The 17,927-nt window shown below is 35.7% G+C and carries 19 protein-coding genes; 7 read left to right on the top strand and 12 right to left on the bottom strand.

The window, feature by feature from the left end; translation table 11 throughout:
* Window positions 1–30: 30 nt before the first annotated feature.
* The 7 genes from AB1444_09480 to AB1444_09450 all read right to left on the bottom strand — a co-directional run bounded on the left by AB1444_09480 (window position 31) and on the right by AB1444_09450 (window position 5,937).
* Window positions 31–210, bottom strand: coding sequence for a hypothetical protein (locus AB1444_09480; GenBank protein ID MEW6526884.1), 180 nt, complete (start codon window positions 208–210; stop codon window positions 31–33).
* A gap of 129 nt (window positions 211–339) precedes the next feature.
* Window positions 340–960, bottom strand: coding sequence for a rhodanese-like domain-containing protein (locus AB1444_09475; protein MEW6526883.1), 621 nt, complete (start codon window positions 958–960; stop codon window positions 340–342).
* A gap of 10 nt (window positions 961–970) precedes the next feature.
* The gene (locus AB1444_09470; GenBank protein ID MEW6526882.1) at window positions 971–1,576 is read right to left on the bottom strand and encodes a YeeE/YedE thiosulfate transporter family protein; all 606 of its coding nucleotides are present in this window, start codon (window positions 1,574–1,576) and stop codon (window positions 971–973) included.
* 11 nt (window positions 1,577–1,587) lie between these two features.
* Window positions 1,588–2,100, bottom strand: a complete 513-nt coding sequence (locus AB1444_09465) for a YeeE/YedE thiosulfate transporter family protein (protein ID MEW6526881.1) — start codon at window positions 2,098–2,100, stop codon at window positions 1,588–1,590.
* A 29-nt stretch (window positions 2,101–2,129) separates the two neighbouring features.
* Window positions 2,130–3,110, bottom strand: coding sequence for an NrfD/PsrC family molybdoenzyme membrane anchor subunit (gene nrfD, locus AB1444_09460; GenBank protein ID MEW6526880.1), 981 nt, complete (start codon window positions 3,108–3,110; stop codon window positions 2,130–2,132).
* Window positions 3,111–3,138: 28 nt separating this feature from the next.
* Window positions 3,139–3,690: a 4Fe-4S dicluster domain-containing protein gene (locus AB1444_09455; protein ID MEW6526879.1), complete on the bottom strand. Its 552-nt coding sequence runs from the start codon at window positions 3,688–3,690 to the stop codon at window positions 3,139–3,141.
* A gap of 42 nt (window positions 3,691–3,732) precedes the next feature.
* Window positions 3,733–5,937 (bottom strand): molybdopterin-dependent oxidoreductase, encoded by a 2,205-nt coding sequence (locus tag AB1444_09450; protein ID MEW6526878.1) that lies wholly within the window; start codon window positions 5,935–5,937, stop codon window positions 3,733–3,735.
* A gap of 408 nt (window positions 5,938–6,345) precedes the next feature.
* On the opposite strand from AB1444_09450, the gene AB1444_09445 reads away from it, so the two are divergent.
* From AB1444_09445 to AB1444_09425, 5 genes are all read left to right on the top strand, one after another.
* Window positions 6,346–6,885, top strand: coding sequence for a DsrE/DsrF/DrsH-like family protein (locus tag AB1444_09445; GenBank protein ID MEW6526877.1), 540 nt, complete (start codon window positions 6,346–6,348; stop codon window positions 6,883–6,885).
* 116 nt (window positions 6,886–7,001) lie between these two features.
* Window positions 7,002–7,241 (top strand): sulfurtransferase TusA family protein, encoded by a 240-nt coding sequence (locus AB1444_09440; GenBank protein MEW6526876.1) that lies wholly within the window; start codon window positions 7,002–7,004, stop codon window positions 7,239–7,241.
* A 23-nt stretch (window positions 7,242–7,264) separates the two neighbouring features.
* Entirely contained in the window at window positions 7,265–7,987 is a 723-nt protein-coding gene (locus AB1444_09435) for a respiratory nitrate reductase subunit gamma (GenBank protein MEW6526875.1), read from the top strand.
* Between the two features lie 2 nt (window positions 7,988–7,989).
* Complete coding sequence (locus tag AB1444_09430; protein ID MEW6526874.1) at window positions 7,990–8,652, top strand: (Fe-S)-binding protein; 663 nt, start codon at window positions 7,990–7,992, stop codon at window positions 8,650–8,652.
* Complete coding sequence (locus AB1444_09425) at window positions 8,586–9,236, top strand: (Fe-S)-binding protein (GenBank protein MEW6526873.1); 651 nt, start codon at window positions 8,586–8,588, stop codon at window positions 9,234–9,236. Before AB1444_09430 ends, AB1444_09425 begins: the two co-directional genes overlap by 67 nt.
* Window positions 9,237–9,278: 42 nt before the next feature.
* Here the strand turns inward: AB1444_09425 and AB1444_09420 are convergent, their stop codons facing one another.
* Both AB1444_09420 and AB1444_09415 read right to left on the bottom strand, forming a co-directional pair.
* The gene (locus AB1444_09420) at window positions 9,279–11,801 is read right to left on the bottom strand and encodes a SpoIIE family protein phosphatase (GenBank protein MEW6526872.1); all 2,523 of its coding nucleotides are present in this window, start codon (window positions 11,799–11,801) and stop codon (window positions 9,279–9,281) included.
* Window positions 11,802–11,910: 109 nt separating this feature from the next.
* Entirely contained in the window at window positions 11,911–12,591 is a 681-nt protein-coding gene (locus tag AB1444_09415; GenBank protein MEW6526871.1) for an HAD family hydrolase, read from the bottom strand.
* A 128-nt stretch (window positions 12,592–12,719) separates the two neighbouring features.
* Between AB1444_09415 and AB1444_09410 the strand changes: the two genes are divergently transcribed.
* Window positions 12,720–13,640, top strand: a complete 921-nt coding sequence (locus tag AB1444_09410) for a dihydroorotate dehydrogenase (GenBank protein MEW6526870.1) — start codon at window positions 12,720–12,722, stop codon at window positions 13,638–13,640.
* Window positions 13,637–14,689: a histidinol-phosphate transaminase gene (gene hisC, locus AB1444_09405; GenBank protein ID MEW6526869.1), complete on the top strand. Its 1,053-nt coding sequence runs from the start codon at window positions 13,637–13,639 to the stop codon at window positions 14,687–14,689. The genes AB1444_09410 and hisC overlap by 4 nt, the downstream gene beginning before the upstream one ends.
* On the opposite strand, the gene AB1444_09400 is transcribed toward hisC, so the two are convergent.
* The 3 genes from AB1444_09400 to AB1444_09390 form a co-directional block, all read right to left on the bottom strand.
* Window positions 14,658–15,296 carry a hypothetical protein gene (locus AB1444_09400; protein MEW6526868.1) on the bottom strand — a complete coding sequence of 213 codons (639 nt, stop codon included), beginning with the start codon at window positions 15,294–15,296 and terminating at the stop codon, window positions 14,658–14,660. The genes hisC and AB1444_09400 overlap by 32 nt on opposite strands.
* A 26-nt stretch (window positions 15,297–15,322) precedes the next feature.
* A complete protein-coding gene (locus AB1444_09395; GenBank protein ID MEW6526867.1) occupies window positions 15,323–16,132 on the bottom strand; it encodes a hypothetical protein in 810 nt (269 codons plus the stop codon).
* Window positions 16,133–16,137: 5 nt separating this feature from the next.
* Window positions 16,138–17,927: hypothetical protein (locus AB1444_09390; protein MEW6526866.1), on the bottom strand; the 1,790-nt coding region annotated here is incomplete at its 5' end.

Here is a 17,927-nt window from a genome sequence, read left to right as displayed (position 1 = left end):
ATTCGCTATTGTGCTATTATATGGAAATGCTCATTCGGTTTTTTTATCACTTTTGGTATCATTATAATATAACGAGCTTACACCAGTAACTATCTCCCGTGTGGAAATCCACATAAAGCGATTTAAATACATTTGAAGTGCAAAAAGTGCCTTTTGAGGATTATCATTCATTCTTTCTTCACTGTTAAATGGTTCTTTTTCGTTTACCATATTGCAATCTTTTATTATTTTTTTTAAATTACCTATGAAACATTAATAACTATAGTATACTACGAAATCAAATAAAAAAAGGGGCTAAGTGTTATAGCCCCTTTAATAATAATTAAATTATTCTTTTGTTTAACACCCCTGCATCTTTTTCTTCTTTACTCCCTGTGGTTTTTGTGGTGCTGCAGGTGCAACATTATTAATTGGTTTTTGCATTTGAATATTGCTCCCACCAAAATATTCTGCAACAGCTTTTTGTTTGGCATACAGCAATACTTCATCATCAGTCGCATTTGACCCAGTTGCAGGATTAAGTACAACAGCATTCCAGCCATTATATCCGCCCTCAAGTATATAACAGTCAAACCCTAATCCTTTCAGCACAACCCATGCCTGCGATGCATGTGAGCTTCCATTTGAATACAATACAATTTTTTTATCATGATTGAGTTCATCAGCTATTACGTTCTTGTTTAAAAGATTTTCAAGGGGGATATTTATTGAACCTTCAATATGTCCTTTATCATATTCATCTTTTGATCGTATATCAATCAATTGATAGTCATTATTCCCTGCTATGATCCACTGCGACAATTCTCCAGGTGTAACATGATCTTCCTTATTCCCAATAATTTGGGCCATTGCATGCAAATCTAAATTAATCTTAGATGGATCAGGACCAGGAAGAAACAGCATAATTATTGCTAATAGAATTGCCGTGTATACAGCTATTTGTTTGTTTTCAAGTTTCATAGCACACTCCTTACTGTATAATTTGGTTACCAAATTTTTCTTCTATCTTTTCAGATCCCCAGAATGCACCAATTGCCACAATTAAGATAATAGCTGCAATGATACCAGGCCGCACACCCAAAAATTCATTCAATGTTATTCTTCCCATATTACCACTGTACTTGCCATGATATAGCTCTTCCAAAATTGGAAACATTTCACCAAACAAAAAGACACCAATAAAAAGGCCTATGATGAAGAAAAGAGCATCCATTTTTAATGTAGATAGACCAACAAAACTGGTGCCCGGACAATAGCCTCCAATAGCAAACCCAACGCCCATGATAGCACAACCTACTATCTGAGCCCAGATATAAGTCTGAGGTACAAACATGCTATTGGTATCTAGCCATCCAAAAGCAGTAAAGAATACTATCCCGGTCATTGCTGTAACCATTGCTGAAAACATAACTTTTAAAACTGTTAGGTCACGGAAGTAAAACTGCATAGCTAATTTTCTTGAATTTCCAAAACCACCCTGTTCCAATGCAAATCCAAATCCAATACCTATTATAAATGAAACCAATAAATCAATTCCATTACTCCAATTAAAATATACTGATAATGGTGCAAACATATCCCCACCCCTTATATCCAAAGTTTTCTAACAAAATACGCTGTGATATAAGCAACTGCAAACATCACCATCATTCCAACCCAGGCACCCAATGCCAGTCCGGCTCCACCAGTTAATATAAAACCACTGGTGCAGCCACGTGCAAATTTTGCTCCAAAACCAAAAAGAGCACCACCAATTATTGCATAAAGCCATCGTTGTTTTGGCGTAATCTGAGGCCCATGATTGATTTCCTTTCTAAATCTTCCTGCAATAATTCCCGAAAGCATACCGCCCACGATAACACCCAACAATTGAAAAACAAGCCAGTTATTCAATGGGTTTGTATCACCTCCACCATACTCAGCAAGATACGCATTATTGTCAACATGCTCCTGTGATATGACTTTTTCAACAGCAACAATAGAACGGGTAATTGCTCCAGAAGCTCCAAGCCCATGGCCAGTAAAGAAAAAAGCTGCCAATAACACCAACCCCAAACCCACTCCAGCTATGTAGGGTGATGCGTAAGGTTTCTTTTCCATACAATATTCCTCCTGAAAATAAATGATATTTAATAAGGAAGCCAGTTAGAAATTTGACCAGCCTCAACAAAGATAAAACGTAATGCCAATCCCCCAATAAGTACTAAAGACGCAGCAATATGTACGGGTATTGCTTTTCCTCTGAGTTCAAGTATCTCAAGTGCTAATGGGATTATCATCCCAATAGCAAATACAAAAGACCAGAATACCGGGGTTAGCTCTCCCCCTAAAATTAATTGTATAGCATCAATATGCTGCAATGAGGAAGAAAGCATTCCAAAAATATACAAAACCAGAATTATAGCTTCAATAGTAATAAAACCTATATCCAGTTTTGTTATAAAAATCCTCTCGTGATGCTCTTTTGCTAATAAAATAATTAATGCAGCACCTGTTGATAAGCCTGAGATCAAAAATAAAAATCCAAGAAGTCCGGAATTCCAGAATGGTCGTGCTGAAAATGCACTTAACAATATCCCGGTATATATCCCCAATAATATTCCCACAGGTATTGCTGCCATTGCTACTGGCTTTTTATATTTCTCTGACCAATTAATCAGTTTTTCAATTATGGGCGATAGTTTATTATATTTTGTTCCTTTCAGCCACGTAGAAAACTTTTGGTAATATTCAGCATAACCCTTTTTAACTGTTGCTAATAGTAACACCATACTTAAAGGATAAACCAGGATTAATATCCAGGCACCCCACGACATTACTGATGTAATGCGAAAAGCTGTGTAAAATCGCCATACATACAATTTATGGTCAAGATCCAGAAAAAGGAAAAACATACCAATACTTAAAATAATTGGTGACAGTAGAATCAATTTATTGGTGGAAAAGGGGAATTCCTTTTCTTTATCTTTTAAAATCATCCATGCTGCAATAATTAGAATTCCTGCAGTAAGTCCACCCAGGAAAAGATATAGGGGCACTTCCCATCGCCATATTCCTAATGAATGGCCAGCTTCTATTGCTTTTTTTGTAGTCAATGCTATTTCATTCATAGTCAAACCTCATATAATTTCTTTAATTTCACAGTAAATAAAATATATTTGGTTCAGTCCCAGCTTCAGGGATAATTGTTTTATATTTTCTTACCTTTAATAATTTAGAAACATGACTCATTTTGTCATGTAAGTTGCCAAATGAAATTGCATGTGTTGGACACGCAGCTGCACAGGCAGGATCCAAACCCTCATCCAATCTGTGCTCACAGAAAGTACATTTGCTGACATATCCATCGGGCATTACAAAGCGTGCATTGTATGGACAAGAAGCCATACATGCTTTACAACCTGTGCATTTATTGGCAGTAACAACAACTATATTTGTCCCTTCTTTACGATGGCTTGCCCCAGTTGGGCAGGAGGTAATGCAGGGAGCGTTGGAACAGTGATTACATCGTTCAGAACGAATCTCCATAGAAAGATTAGGATAAGTTCCTGTAACCTGTTCTACAATCCAATCCCGGTGTAAGCCTTCAGGAACCTGATTTTCCATCTTACATGCTGCAACACATGCTCCGCAACCAACACATAAACGGGTATCTATTACCATTGCATATTTTTTAGTCTTACTATTCATGCTAACCTCTTTTCATTATCTGAAGTATGGTTCAAAAATTGACTAAACTTTAAAGGTAACAAAATTACCATGCATAGCCTGGCCACCCATAACCGGATCAACATTAACTTTAGTTATAAGTTGTTGATCATCAGCGCCTTTCTTAAATGCACGCTTAAGATGCTTTTGCCTACTTCCAAATCCATGAACCATATACACACAATCCGGACGTATTCGTTCGGTTACCTTAACCTTTACCTTATTACTCACTACACTATCCTGATTTTCTAGTTTTACATATTGGCCGTTTTTTAAACCCCATTCCTGAGCAACTGTTGGATGTACCCAAACTGCATTTTCATTTTGTAATTGTGACAGTATAGGGTTATTTATGGTACGCGCAAATGAATGGAAAGGTGATCTGCCATATAACAGCCTATAATAGCCTTTTGGAGGATCTTCATGCTTTGTATAAGTAGGTATAGGATCAAAACCATAACTTGCTAATGTAGATGAATACAACTCAATCTTCCCACTGGGAGTGTCCAAACGTGACAACTGAGAGCCAGTAATATATAGGGGAGTCTGTCGTTCAAAGTTCTTAACCCCAACCTGTTTCATTTCTTCTAAAGATGTGCCAACTGCTTTTAATTTATAATCTAAATATTCTTCAATTGTTTTCCAGGGGAAATAATCTCCAAGGCCCATTTTTTCGGCCAGGTTTTTAGCTATCCACCAGGCAGGTCTGGAATTATATTTTGGATTGAATGCAGGCATTCTTAAAGCAATCTGTGGTGTCCTCCCCTGCGAGGTTCGTATATCATCATATCGCTCTAAATAAGTAGTATCGGGAAGAACAACATCAGCCCAGCCCGTTATTTCTGTTGGCAAAATATCTACAACAACAACCAGTTCAAGATCCTGTAAGGCTTTGATAGTTTTTTCCTGTTGTGGGAGAGCTTTTAGTAGATTAGAACCATAGATAAACCATCCTTCATAAAATGAATTTCCATTCATTACATTATGAATAGTAGCATCACAAATTCCTGATGAAACAATCAAATTTGCCAATTCATATTTATTATTCACGGCATCCTTAAATGATTTTTTTGGATGAGGAAATGGTGGGGTTGGATATTCTGGCAATTCAACTTTTTCAGGATAGAAGAATCCACCTTTTCTTCCCCAGCTACCCAATAATGCATTTAAAATTGCACCTGCTCGTACTCTTTGGGTATCATCACCATACCATACATTATGCCTGCCAGGGTGTATTATTGTGGCAGGAGAGCACTTTGCCATTTCTTTGGCTGTTTCACGTATTAATTCTGGTTGGATTGATGTAATAGGGTATGCCCATTCAGGAGTAGTATTTTTAACCGATTGTTTTAGTTGCTCAAAACCAACAGTATTATTAAACACATAGCGTTTATCAAATAATTCATCATAAATCAATACATGCATCCATGCTAAAAGCAAAGCAATATCAGTACCTGGTTTAATTGGCAACCAATATTTAGCCTTGCTGGCAGCCACTGAAAAACGTGGATCTACTACTATAATACTTGCTCCATTTGCCACTGCCTGTGAAAATTCAATAACCTGCTGACTGTGAGTATTTTCGCCAATATGAGAACCAATAAGCACAAGACATTTGGTATTTTTCATATCGGTACGTTCTGGGGTATCAATTGGTTCACCATAGGTTAAGACATAACCTTCTTCACGAGGACCACGACAATTAGCATAGGAAGGTGCAGCAAAACTATTAGTACCATATGCCTTCAATAATGTCTTAAACCAATGTCCACCTGAGCCATGACTGAATAACGCAACACTTTCAGGACCATACTTTTGCTTAATATATTCCATTTTGTCGGCAATATAGGCAAATGCTTCATCCCATGAAGCTTCTTTAAATACCTGCTTTCCTCTTTCCTTTTTTCTTATTAAAGGTGTTTTCAGCCTATTGGGATCCAAATATGCACCAAGACCTGATAAACCTTTTGTGCACATTCTTCCATAACAATGCTCATCAAGTTCATTACCAACAATTTTCCATGGTGCAGTGCCCTTTTTATATACCCACCCTGCACACTGATATGTACACATTTCACAATAGGTTGGTGTTTTTACTACTGGTCCATTATCATCATTATTAAAAATAACATCACTTGCTAATTTATATAGACTACCACCCACCGCCAGAGCTCCAACACCAGTTCCTGCAATCTTGATAAATTCTCTTCTACTAATTTTACCTAACATTTACATTCTCCTGACGAAGAAAGATATTTAACATATAATTATATAGTAATTTAATTATTTTAGAATTATATTTATTGCTGATTATACCTTGTCAATCTTTTTTTTAAAATATTTTATTTTATATTCATTGTGTAATTATTGCTTATGAAATTTTATATTTAATAGAATACGATTGTAGAAAGATATCCTAATCAAATTCCCTCTAACATAGCACTATCATTCATAAAAAAAGCTTTTGAAAATAATTTGACTTTATCATTTAAATAGTTTATTTTTCAGTAAATCATAGCTTACCAAATAATTATATAATTGTATGATAAAAAAATTTTTTAATTCTAAAAAATGGCATATAATTATTTTAGTATTTTATTAAATATTTACTTTACAAATTATTATTGGGGGTATACAATGGATGTTACCAAAACGTTAGAAGACATTCAGAATCAGATTAAAGAGATTCAGGATGGTCGTAAAGACAAGCTTTCAATGGTTGTATTCAGCGGCGACCTGGACAAGCTCCTTGCAGCATTTATCATTGGTACCGGTGCAGTTGCCATGGGTATGGAAGTTGTTATGTTTTTTACCTTCTGGGCTACACCAGCACTCAGGGACAAGAAGAAAAAAGGAAAAGGCAAAAACCTCTTTGGCAGGATGTTTAGCTTCATGCTGCCTAAAGGAGCATCACAAGTTAAATTGTCAAAGATGAATATGGGTGGCATGGGAACCGGAATGATGAAATACTTAATGAAGAAGAAGAACATGCAGAATCTTGATGGAATGATTGCACTTGCTGCTGAATTGGGTGTTAAAATCTATGTATGTGAAATGTCGATGGATTTGATGGGCTTTAAAATGGATGAGATGATTGATTATCCGGATATGAAATCAGTAGGTGTTGCTACATTTTTACAGGAAGCCTCTGACAGTAAAATTCAGTTGTTTATCTAATTTTTTTAAAATTTCTTCTTGTATTATGTATGTTTGCATTATATTATTCCATTGGTAAAGCTAACTATAACTTTTAATTACAAATTTTAAATTTTGAAAATTTAAGGAGTAAAACTATGAGTGACATTAAAGCAGATGTAACAATGGATTTAAAAGGATTGGCATGTCCACTACCTGTGGTTAAAGTTTCACAGCAAATTAAGAAAATGCAGGTTGGTCAAATTCTTATGGCTGAAACAACTGACCCCGGAGCACTGGCAGATTTCCCTGCATGGGCAAAAACAAGTGGCAATGAAATCATTGATACAGTCAAAGATGGTAATGTAACAAAATTTTTTATTAAAAAGCTTAAATAGCTAACAATAAGGCGAGGTGAATAATGCTGGGCTATATATCCTATTTTATACTTGTTCCAATGGTATATATTGCCTTTGTAACCTTGATTGTAGGGCTTATCTATAAATTTTATGTTATTTTTAAAGCTCCTGTACCAGCCGGGACGGGAGCAATTTTTCCTAAAAAAGGTTCAAAGGTATTGGGGCTTATCTATGATGCCATGATAGTCCCCAACGTGTATAATAAGCAGAAGATATTCTGGTTTATAATAATGATTTTTCACATTGCATTCCTCTTCCTTTTCTTAGGTCATCTTGAACTGGTAGATGATTTTTCATTTATTCAGGTAATACCCCATAAAATCTTTCTGGGTGGCGGTGTTGTTGGTATTATTCTTATAATAACAACACTGTACTTTTTATTCAGGCGTTTTGGTACACCCTATCGTGAAATATCCATCCCAGAAGATTTTGTGATTTTACTGGTACTTTTCTTCTGCATATTGTTTGGCTCTATTCTGCATTTAGCTGAACGCTACAGCGACTGGGGAGCTGTGTTGCGGGTTAACGTAGATGTTTACCGACAATGGCTGCAAAGCATGATTCTGCTTAAACCGGAACTATCGTACAAAATAACTGAATTGTCCCATTATACTATACTGGTTCTTCATGTACTCTTTGCAAATATCTTCCTCATGATGTTCCCATTCAGCAAGATGGTACATTCAGTTTTTACATTTTTAGCACATTATCGTAAAAGGAAATAGCCATGGATAAGGAAAAAGTTTTGGAACTTAAACAGGTTATTGAAAAGAAATTAAACAGGCCCATGCTGTACTATCTGGACCTATGTACTCGATGTGGCCTTTGTTATGATACATGTCATGCATATCAGGGTATCCCCAAAAAGGAATACTCCCCTGTTGGAAGAGCTGAAGTTGTTCGTAAAGTATTTAGAAAATATTTCAAACCAACAGGAAAATTCTTCCCGTGGTGGGGCGACGCACAGGAATTTGACGAAAACCTGATGGAAGAACTCAGGGAAGCTGCATTTTCTTGTACCGGATGCAGGCGTTGTACTATGTTCTGCCCGTTTGGTATTGATATGCCGTATATCCTTGGAATTGCCAAGGAACTACTTATTGCCTATGGCAATGCCCCTGAAGAACTGGTAATGCTTGCCGATGGCGCTGTGGAAAAAGGCAAAAGTGTTGATATGTTCAAAGAAGGATTTAAAGGCGTTATCAAAGACTTAGAAAAAGAGGTTCAGAAGCTTATCAATGCTCCAACCAGTGACGGGCTTATCCCTATGGAAAAAAAGGCGCCAATATACTTTTTGTTGGCCTTTCAGGCGCACACTCAATTGTGTATCCTGCTGCAATCTTCAATGCAGCAAAAGAAGACTGGACACTCAGCTACTTTGAGGCAGTGAACTTTGGTTTCTTTGCAGGCGATAGTGAAAAGGCAAATTTTATTGCCAACAGAATCATTAACGAAGCAAAAGAATTAGGAGTTAAGGAGATAGTTATTGTTGAGTGTGGCACCGCATACAGAATACCTAAATTCTTAATGGGACCTTTGCCCTTTAAAGTATCAAGCATAGTAGAAGTGATTCATCGATACATAAAAGAAGGCAGAATCAAGGTCAAAGAAGGTGTCATCGCTGAACCAGTAACCTGGCATGATCCATGCCAGTTAGGGCGAAATGGTGGTATTTATGATCAGCCACGTGAAGTATTGCAGATGCTGGCAAAGGATTATCGTGAAATGAATCCAACACGTGAATACAACTGGTGCTGTGGCGGCGGCGGTGGACTTGTTGCTCTGGATAATGAAGAATTTAGAATTAAAAGCGGTAAACCCAAAAAAGAGCAGATTGAAAAAACCGGAGCTAAAATGGTGGTAACCGCCTGTGAAAACTGTCACCTGCAACTGTCAACAATAAGTGCAGGCTATGGTATGGGGGTCACCATTGAATCATTTACTAAATTAGTTGGCGAAAATTTAATTGTTTAAAAAAATATAATAAAAAGGCGGGTTTAATTCCCGCCTTTTTCCTCATATCTTCTTTTTAATTATTTCCAAAAAATCATTACTCTTTTTATACGGTTGTATCATCGATAAGTCAGCAAATGTATCCAGTGCTGTCTGGTAATCTTTAAGAGCAAAACATATCTGTCCAAATAAATAATTAAATTCTTTATGTTCAGGTTTTTCCTTCAGAGCTAAGAGTATTGCCTTTTTAGCTTCTTCATAACGCTTATTCTTCATTAGCAATTTAGCCTTAAGATAATTATACGATGCTGAAAGGGGGACTGTTGATATTGAATTTAAGATTGACAGTGCTTCATTGTAATTTTTCTTTTTATATAAAGTAATGGCTTTTTTGAGATAATTTTCAACAGCTACAGGCTCACCTATTTCAATAACACAAAGGGTCACATCATCACGAATGACACCCTCTTCTGATTGAATGAAATTTTCAAGATCTTTAATAATTATATCTATTTGATCCTGCGGAGCAAATTCTCGTGATGCAACAAGAATATTGGTAAATCTTTCATTACCATATAAAAGACCGCTCTTTGACCTGGCTTCAGTTATTCCATCAGAATATAAAATAATACGGTCTTTGGTATTTAGCTCAAAAATGCATTCCGGGTAATTAATATGTTCATCAGCGCCTATAAAAAGTGAATCGGTTGTTAATGGATACACTGTATCATTTAATGTGATAATATAAATATCAGTATGCCCACAGTTGGTATATAACAATTCCATATTGACAAAATCAATGATACCTAAAAACAGCGTAAAGTAAAAACCACTTTCCTGTAATATTGGAGTAAGCTTCCTATTAAGCTGAGTGCAGATTGCTGCAGTTGATCGGTATAATCGTGATAAATTTTCAATCTCAGTCTTAATCATTGACGTAAGTAATGCCGATGGAATCCCATGCCCTGAAACATCAACAATACCAATCAAATAATGCGTGTCATCAAGTTGCTCCAGTAAGAAGAAATCCCCGCTTACTTCCATATATGGCCTGAAATATACTGAAGCATACAATTGATTATTTGCTGGAAGAATAGAAGGCAAAAGCGTTTTTTGAACTGTTTTTGCTAATTTAAGCTCAAATTCAATCTGTTCATTTTTTTTCTGTAGCTGCTCAGTACGTTGCATTACCAGAGCTTCAAGATTATTTTTTAAGTTGGTCAGGCTATGATACATAAGAGAATTAGCGATAGCTATTGAAGAAGAAGATTTAATGTTGTGTAAAAAATCAATCTCATCATTGGATAATGCTTTTAAATTGGCACGTTCAGATAAAGCAATAATACCAATAAATTCATTATGCTCAAGGGGGATAATATATTCTGCAGACAATTGTTCAAACCATGGCAATAAAATACTCTTTACCTGTTCATATTGAGGCTTATTTTCAATCAGTTTTTTCTCAATCACTAATGGATTTTTTAATAAATAATCCTTAACCTGTTCATCTATTACTATAACATCGCCATTGAGATTATATAATTCATTTTCCTTATCTTCAGCTTTAATATAAATTTCCACATTCTTTATGAGCAACGTGCGCTTCAATATGTATGATAGTTCATTTAATAACAGATGCAAATCTTTCAACAATGCAATATCATTAATAAACTGTGATTCAACTTTTTTTAGATTATATTTTCTTCGGTTAAAAACCTGGTCTATGACTGGCTGTACTTTTATAAAATACAGATAGTTAACTGCAAACCAGATAGTTAATAGAAAAAACAGTAATGATTTATCAATAGATTTAAAAAAAGGATACAATATATTGAAAATAATCACATTGGGTACAATAATCACTGATGAAATGCATAACCATATAAATGTGACATGCAATACACTCTGTATATCCATTAATCGATAACGCAGGATACCATACCCCAGAAAAATAAGAGGGATAAACATTAAATTGCTCAGCGGATAAAAATTATACCCAAGCATTGCAGGAACATTACAGGCAGTAAAGATACCAATTAAATTGAGAGCCAGTATAATATATTTTATTTTTAAACGAACCAGCTCGTTCTTTTCTTGCCTTAATTTTAAAATACTGATAACAATACCATATACAAGAACTGAAAAAGCATAAACACCAAAAATCTGGAAAACTATGCCACCCCGTGCAATATGCCCCCATGAATATGTTAATAGACCTGTTATATAATACGGTGTATGGACCAAAATTGCAAATATTGCACTTAAAATAAAAGTTATTATCTCAAGATATGTCCGTTTTATGTTCAACGCAGTGTGATAAAATAACATTCCAATAAAAGGTATGAAAACATAAAGAGTATGGATGGACCTTTCCATTTTTAAAATTGTATTCACATCTTTAATGATAAAATGCCCCAAAAAATTTGGGGTAAGCAGTGCATACCACAAGCAAAAGAGTGCAAACAATATATTTTCTTTTTTCAGTTTCCCTTTCAATATTGCTATGCTGGCAATAACAATGCTGGTAAGCAAGGTTATCAATGGTGGCAACATAAAGATGTTAAGCGATGCTATAATAGTGTGCATATACAACCTCTACAACCGCAAAGATATTGGTAGCACTGTATTTTTAAATAAGCGTATAGTCAATAGTATTTTTTTTAAGGTTAAGGCTTTTCGTCCTTTTTAGAATTTTTCAGTCAGCAGGCTTCATTTCTTTAATTATACTATCGACAATATTCGGAATTTCATAAAAGGAGTGCGCAATCCATCTGCAATGAGCTATCTCGTCATCATTATGGCCAAAAGCACAAGCAATAAAAGGCACATTGTTCTCGTGCGCAGCCATCATATCATTTGTTCTATCACCAACCATAATGAGAATGTCACAGTTGGGCAAAGATTTTTTATAATATGCCAGTAATTGTGTTTTATTGTGTAAATTTTTGTCTTCCAGTGCTGTTATAGTTAAAAAGTATGGCGATAGTTCATAGGCATTAAGCACAGCCTCAACATATTCCCTTCTTCCATTTGATGCTGTTAAAAGGCCATATCCCTTATTATACAAAACTGGTATTGTTTCAACAACTCCAGGCAAAATATTTCCTTTCTTTTGCAAAACAAGATGTGACAGTTTAGCAGTACAATAATCATTAAGCGTTTGCGATAGTTCCTGTGAAAGTGCTGGAAAGAGTGAGGCAAAAATTTCATCAACAGGTATACCAACAAGCTTCATGATTTCATCAGTGGATGGTTTGCGCAGATTGAGCTTGGGATGTTGCACTAAAAATGCATCAATACCCTGTTCAAACGCCATGCCAACAACTGGAGAGCAATCATATACTGTTCCATCAATATCGAATGCAATATATATCATGGTGGGAAATATTTTTTAATTACAGGTTTTGGCAACAAATTTTTGCTTCAATAATTTATTTTCTTGACTCATTTGTGGTATAATTATACTTCACAATTGCAAATTACAACTATGCTGCTGGAACAACCGTGAATCTTTCTGTAACAATTGGCAATTTACAATTAAAAAACCCTATAACCGTTGCATCCGGTACTGCAGGCTATGGCCAGGAACTATCGCAATTTGTTGATATTGGCAGCCTGGGTGCAGTTTTTACAAAAGGGTTATCCTTAAAACCACGTGCTGGCAACCCTGGACCACGCATAGCAGAAACACCTTCAGGAATGCTTAACTCTATTGGACTTGAAAATGTGGGACTGGAAGCATTCCTATCGCATAAATTACCGTATTTGTTAAAAGCTAATGCCACAGTTATTCCCAATATTGCAGGACACTCAGTTGAAGAAAATGTTGAACTGGCACAAACACTTTCACACACAAATGGCATAGCAGCTATTGAACTCAATGTATCATGCCCCAATGTAAAAGAAGGCGGGATAGCATTTGGGCAGGATGTTACCGTATTTTCAAAACTACTGGAAAAAGTTCGTGATGTAACCCGCGGCGTTTTAATTGTAAAGCTTTCGCCAAATGTTACTGATATTACACAATTTGCACGAGCAGCTAAAGAAATTGGCGCTGATGCTGTGTCAGCGGTGAATACTTTTATAGGAATGAAGATCGATATAACGACTGGCAAGCCATACTTTGCAAATACTTTTGCAGGATTAAGTGGCCCTGCAATTAAACCGTTAGCATTACGTATGGTATATCAGATTGTTCAAAACGTTGACATACCGGTAATTGGCATTGGTGGTATATTCAGTTTTGAAGATGCATTAGAATTCTTAATGGCTGGTGCACAAGCCATACAGATAGGTACTGGAAATCTTATTCATCCTGATATATCTGCTGTTATTCTGAAACAGTTAGAAGATTACATGAAAACGCATTCTATTAATATGGTAAAAGACCTGATTGGCATTGCACAAAAAAGGAGTAACCAATGAAGTACTGGAACAAACGTCTACAGAAAATGACCGAATACATTCCCGGTGAACAGCCCGATAACCTGAATGAATTCATTAAACTCAATACCAATGAAAATCCATTTCCACCTTCACCGGTTGTACTTGATGCCCTGCAAAAAGCGTGCAATGGGGATCTACGCCGCTATCCCAATCCCAATGCACAGATGGTACGGGAACTATTTGCCAAAAAGAATGCAATAGCAGCCGACAATGTATTTGTTGCCAATGGCTCTGATGAAATATTTACATTGCTGTTCAGAGGATTTATTGAACCAGATGGCATTGCAGCGTTCCCCTATCCTTCGTATGCACTCTATTATACTATGGCCGAAGCAAACGGAATTTCGTATGATAAAATTACCCTTGATGATAACTTTGATATACCATTTGATGAATTCTTAAAAAAGAAATATAATTTGGTCATCATTGCTAATCCCAATAACCCCACCGGAAAAGGAGTCCCTATTGACCAGATAAAAAAGTTTTGCAGTAAATTCAAAGGTTTGCTTGTTGTTGATGAAGCATATGTTGACTTTTACAATGAAACAGCTCTTCCACTTGTCAAAGAATTTGACAATATTGTCATAACCCGTTCATTTTCAAAATCATATTCACTGGCAGGTTTACGAGTAGGCCTGGCCATAGCTCATAAAGAAATTATTCATGGCTTCATTAAACTAAAAGACTCATATAACGTTGATAGAATTGCTCAGGCAGGAGCTTATGCTGCCCTGCTTGATGATAAAGGCTTTAAATATAATATATCGATGGTGCGTAACAATAAAGAATATTTGGAAGAGTCACTGGAAGCATTGGGCTTTATTAATGTTCCCTCCAGAGCTAACTTTGTGTTCACAAAACATCCTGACATTGATGCTCGTACTCTATACGAAAAGCTAAAAGAGCAAAAGATATTAGTGCGCTATTTTGCAGGCCCCATTCAATCAGAATATATTCGTATTTCAGTGGGGACAATGATGGAAATTAAAAAACTAATTAAGGTGCTTTCTGAAATAATATCAGGTTAATTATTTTACCATCCAGCCTGGTGGTTGTGCTGCGTGCAATAAGCTCAGGATATATTATTTTATTCTGCATATATTGTTCAATGTCCTTTTTTTCTATCCATACTATTATCCCTTCAGGCCCTTCAAAAAACCAGTAAAAGCTTATGACAAGTCCTTGAATATTTTCGTCCTGTAATATCTGATGAAGAATTTTTGATTTTGCCAATACAGGATTAAGGTTTTTAAAGATAATATTCCATGCACGCAGTGGAAATGAATCGGCACCAGTAATGGTACCCCCCACATCACAGTCAAATCCCAAATATAATCTATTTTTTTCTTTGGTTTTATTATCATAGTAAAAACCAAATGTCCTGGTTCTGGGCACTAATGGCTCAATCTTTTTTATCTCCAAACCAAAATCATTAAGCTTGGTGTTATACATAGTATTTAATTTTATACCCTCCTGTGTGGTATACTGGAATTCCGGTACGGCATATTCATTATTGACAGCAGACTGTTGCGTTGAGTTATCGCCTACTGTTTGTGGTATAATTTTTTCATTAGCAGTGGCACATGCGCTAACAATGAACAATGATAAAACAACTAAGATAGACAATCTTTGCATACACTCCCTCATTATAAAACACACTTTTAATGTTTTTTTAGCACATCAACAGGTATTGAAAGCATTGCAGTTGTGTTATTGATTGAAATAACTGTTACTGCTTTTTCAGGATCAATGCCTAAATTGTACAGATAGCTGTCAATCTTGGCATACCCCAGGCCAAAACCAGAATCACTGGTATCAATATTATTTATAAAAAACTCATATTCCCTTCCTTCTTCCTTATATCGACGGTATTCTTCGCGCTTTGCATAAATTCGTTGTAAATCATGTGAAAGAATGGGGGCTGTATTTGTAATTTCTATATAAATATAATCATCACGCAATTCAATCTTTAAAATTATTCTGATATCATATTGTTTCAACTTTTTTTGCAATTCTACAAACAGTTTTAATTTTTCAATTGATTGCAAATCATCAGTGGTCAACGTACGATTTTCACTAAAGGCTTTATTCTTAATAAGTAAAAACATTCCCTCCTGATTTAAAACTTCCCTAACCTTTTGTGCAATATTTTCTTTTTTTAATACTATTGAAGCCAATGTATCAAACTGTATTTTGTCTTTAAGAATATCTTTGATATATTCCTGCACCTGTTGGGTTGTTTTGTCTTTGTATTGCAACTGGAATTGCCGTTGGAGAGCTTCTACAATTAAAAGGTGCTTATAGTTTGCTTTTACTGCATTTTTAATCAGTTCATCAACACAGGCACCAATATCATCCAGATGCTGTTCAACTCCCGCTGCTTTAAATATTGCCAACCCTGCGTTGTAAATCTGGTCACGTGCTCTCCGTGTATAATGTCTGATTATCCCTGTAATGCGAAGCGAGTTCATAACTATTATTTATACAGAAACTCCATGAACTTTTGTAAAGCCTCAGGTAACGTTCCATCATCACGCTGGTATTTTTTAAATTTTCTTTCATAATTTCCTACTTCACGGTTAAAAACATTCCTGAACCTGTTAGCTATTTCTGTATATGCAGGCATATTTTCAAGCTTTTCGCGCAATTCCTTCTTAAATGGTATGTGACGATAAAACATATCTCTAACAACATTATTCAACTTCATAATGCCATCTTTTTCGTACAGAACCCACTGTATGTAGTCATCTGCAAATCTGTCGCGGTTATTGCGTATACTCTTGAAACGCTCAACAACCTTCTGTTTGGCTTCAAGTGATAGTTTTGGGTTCTTTTTAAATGTATTGATATAATCAAAGTAAGCTCCTGTCAACCCACCTTCTATTGGGTCAGCCCACATCCCTCCCATAATGGTACGGTTAAGCTCCCACCGGAATGTGGCAAATGTATGAGCCATTGTGGGCATCATATCCCCCATAAATAATATGGGCACTACTATACGGCCGCGGGTTCTTCTATTAGTCCCATCCAGTTCCTGCCACAGCATTGTTTTTGTACCAAAGGATGGCAATAATATAAAATAAGGAACTATCTCTTCTTTTATAAGCTCCTTTGTGTTTCCAATCATTACTGCTGTTTCACGATAGAAAACAGAATAATCAATATCCCGTAATGTATTAATGATTGATTCTAATTTCTTTTTTGATATATAGTAATGTGATATACTACCACGCATGTTCATTGATGTTAGTATTGGAAATGATGTAGCTGTAGAACCAGAACAAACCGAAGAAGCAGTTGCAATACGGTGATTTATTTCATAAATGACTTTCTGTACATTATCTGATTCTTCTTTTACATTACTACCTTTGATGTGTTTTTGTTCTTCCCTGAGATGTGCTTCATATGATAAACCCATTTCATTGATGCTGGGATTTTCTTCGCCATTGAATATTTTTGTTAAAAATTCATCTTCATATACTATTGGAATATCTGTTTGCTCTGTCCTCCGCATAGAGATTTCATGCAACTCAGCCAACTGTTCAGCTTCAATCATGGTTTCATCTAAAAAACCAAACCTGAGCATCAGTTTCACTGGCTGAGGCACAGCAGGCTCTGACTGGCTTCGCACAAAAACCTTTGCATAGATATCATAATAAAATCGTGCAATCTGCCTTCTTATTTTTCGTGCATCAATTTCCGATGAAAGGGGGTCTTTCATCTTTTTAAATTCTGATAATAATTTCAAAAAATTTTTCTGGTTTTCTTTTTCTATCAAACCAAACTCAAAAATTTGATAAATGGAATTTTTATAAAGCTGGCTTAAATTCTGAGGGATTCGCGAAGGCCTTGGTACTTCTTCTGCGGTTTTTGGCTGTTCTTTAATAGCCTGTACAAAATTACTGAGCTTTTTAAAGCTATCATATTTTTCTGATAAAAGCTCGCCCGAAATATCTTTGTAAAATTCGTGAATTTTATTAGCAATAGATACAAATCCTTTCAGGAATTCATCACTTACTCTGCCTGATGCAACCCATGTTTTTATCTTTTGTTTATCAATTAAATACGGAATAAAACCATTGTTGCCAAAAAGATATTCAAGTTCAGAATCTATTTCGGTATGCACTGACTCTATGCGGTCTAAAAGCTTTACAAGGTTTTCTGATGCACAGTTGAATATATAGATAGGAATGTTAGGGTCGCTTCTGAACATTGGGATAAGTAAATGATTATCAAGTCCTACTATCTTCTTTAAAAAATTGCATT

This window comes from Spirochaetota bacterium (assembly GCA_040756435.1).
Classification (GTDB): domain Bacteria; phylum Spirochaetota; class UBA4802; order UBA4802; family UB4802; genus UBA4802.
The sequence above is the reverse complement of the archived record's forward strand: the minus strand, read 5'-3'. Positions and strand labels throughout refer to the sequence as shown.

Coding starts and splice junctions, on each gene's coding strand:
- hisC (MEW6526869.1), top strand. CDS start 13,637: ATGAAGTACTGGAACAAACGTCTACAGAAAATGACCGAATACATTCCC.
- AB1444_09480 (MEW6526884.1), bottom strand. CDS start 210: ATGGTAAACGAAAAAGAACCATTTAACAGTGAAGAAAGAATGAATGAT.
- AB1444_09445 (MEW6526877.1), top strand. CDS start 6,346: ATGGATGTTACCAAAACGTTAGAAGACATTCAGAATCAGATTAAAGAG.
- AB1444_09435 (MEW6526875.1), top strand. CDS start 7,265: ATGCTGGGCTATATATCCTATTTTATACTTGTTCCAATGGTATATATT.
- AB1444_09430 (MEW6526874.1), top strand. CDS start 7,990: ATGGATAAGGAAAAAGTTTTGGAACTTAAACAGGTTATTGAAAAGAAA.
- AB1444_09455 (MEW6526879.1), bottom strand. CDS start 3,690: ATGAATAGTAAGACTAAAAAATATGCAATGGTAATAGATACCCGTTTA.
- AB1444_09395 (MEW6526867.1), bottom strand. CDS start 16,132: ATGAACTCGCTTCGCATTACAGGGATAATCAGACATTATACACGGAGA.
- AB1444_09440 (MEW6526876.1), top strand. CDS start 7,002: ATGAGTGACATTAAAGCAGATGTAACAATGGATTTAAAAGGATTGGCA.
- AB1444_09475 (MEW6526883.1), bottom strand. CDS start 960: ATGAAACTTGAAAACAAACAAATAGCTGTATACACGGCAATTCTATTA.
- AB1444_09400 (MEW6526868.1), bottom strand. CDS start 15,296: ATGCAAAGATTGTCTATCTTAGTTGTTTTATCATTGTTCATTGTTAGC.
- AB1444_09450 (MEW6526878.1), bottom strand. CDS start 5,937: ATGTTAGGTAAAATTAGTAGAAGAGAATTTATCAAGATTGCAGGAACT.
- AB1444_09415 (MEW6526871.1), bottom strand. CDS start 12,591: ATGATATATATTGCATTCGATATTGATGGAACAGTATATGATTGCTCT.
- AB1444_09470 (MEW6526882.1), bottom strand. CDS start 1,576: ATGTTTGCACCATTATCAGTATATTTTAATTGGAGTAATGGAATTGAT.
- AB1444_09420 (MEW6526872.1), bottom strand. CDS start 11,801: ATGCACACTATTATAGCATCGCTTAACATCTTTATGTTGCCACCATTG.
- nrfD (MEW6526880.1), bottom strand. CDS start 3,110: ATGAATGAAATAGCATTGACTACAAAAAAAGCAATAGAAGCTGGCCAT.
- AB1444_09465 (MEW6526881.1), bottom strand. CDS start 2,100: ATGGAAAAGAAACCTTACGCATCACCCTACATAGCTGGAGTGGGTTTG.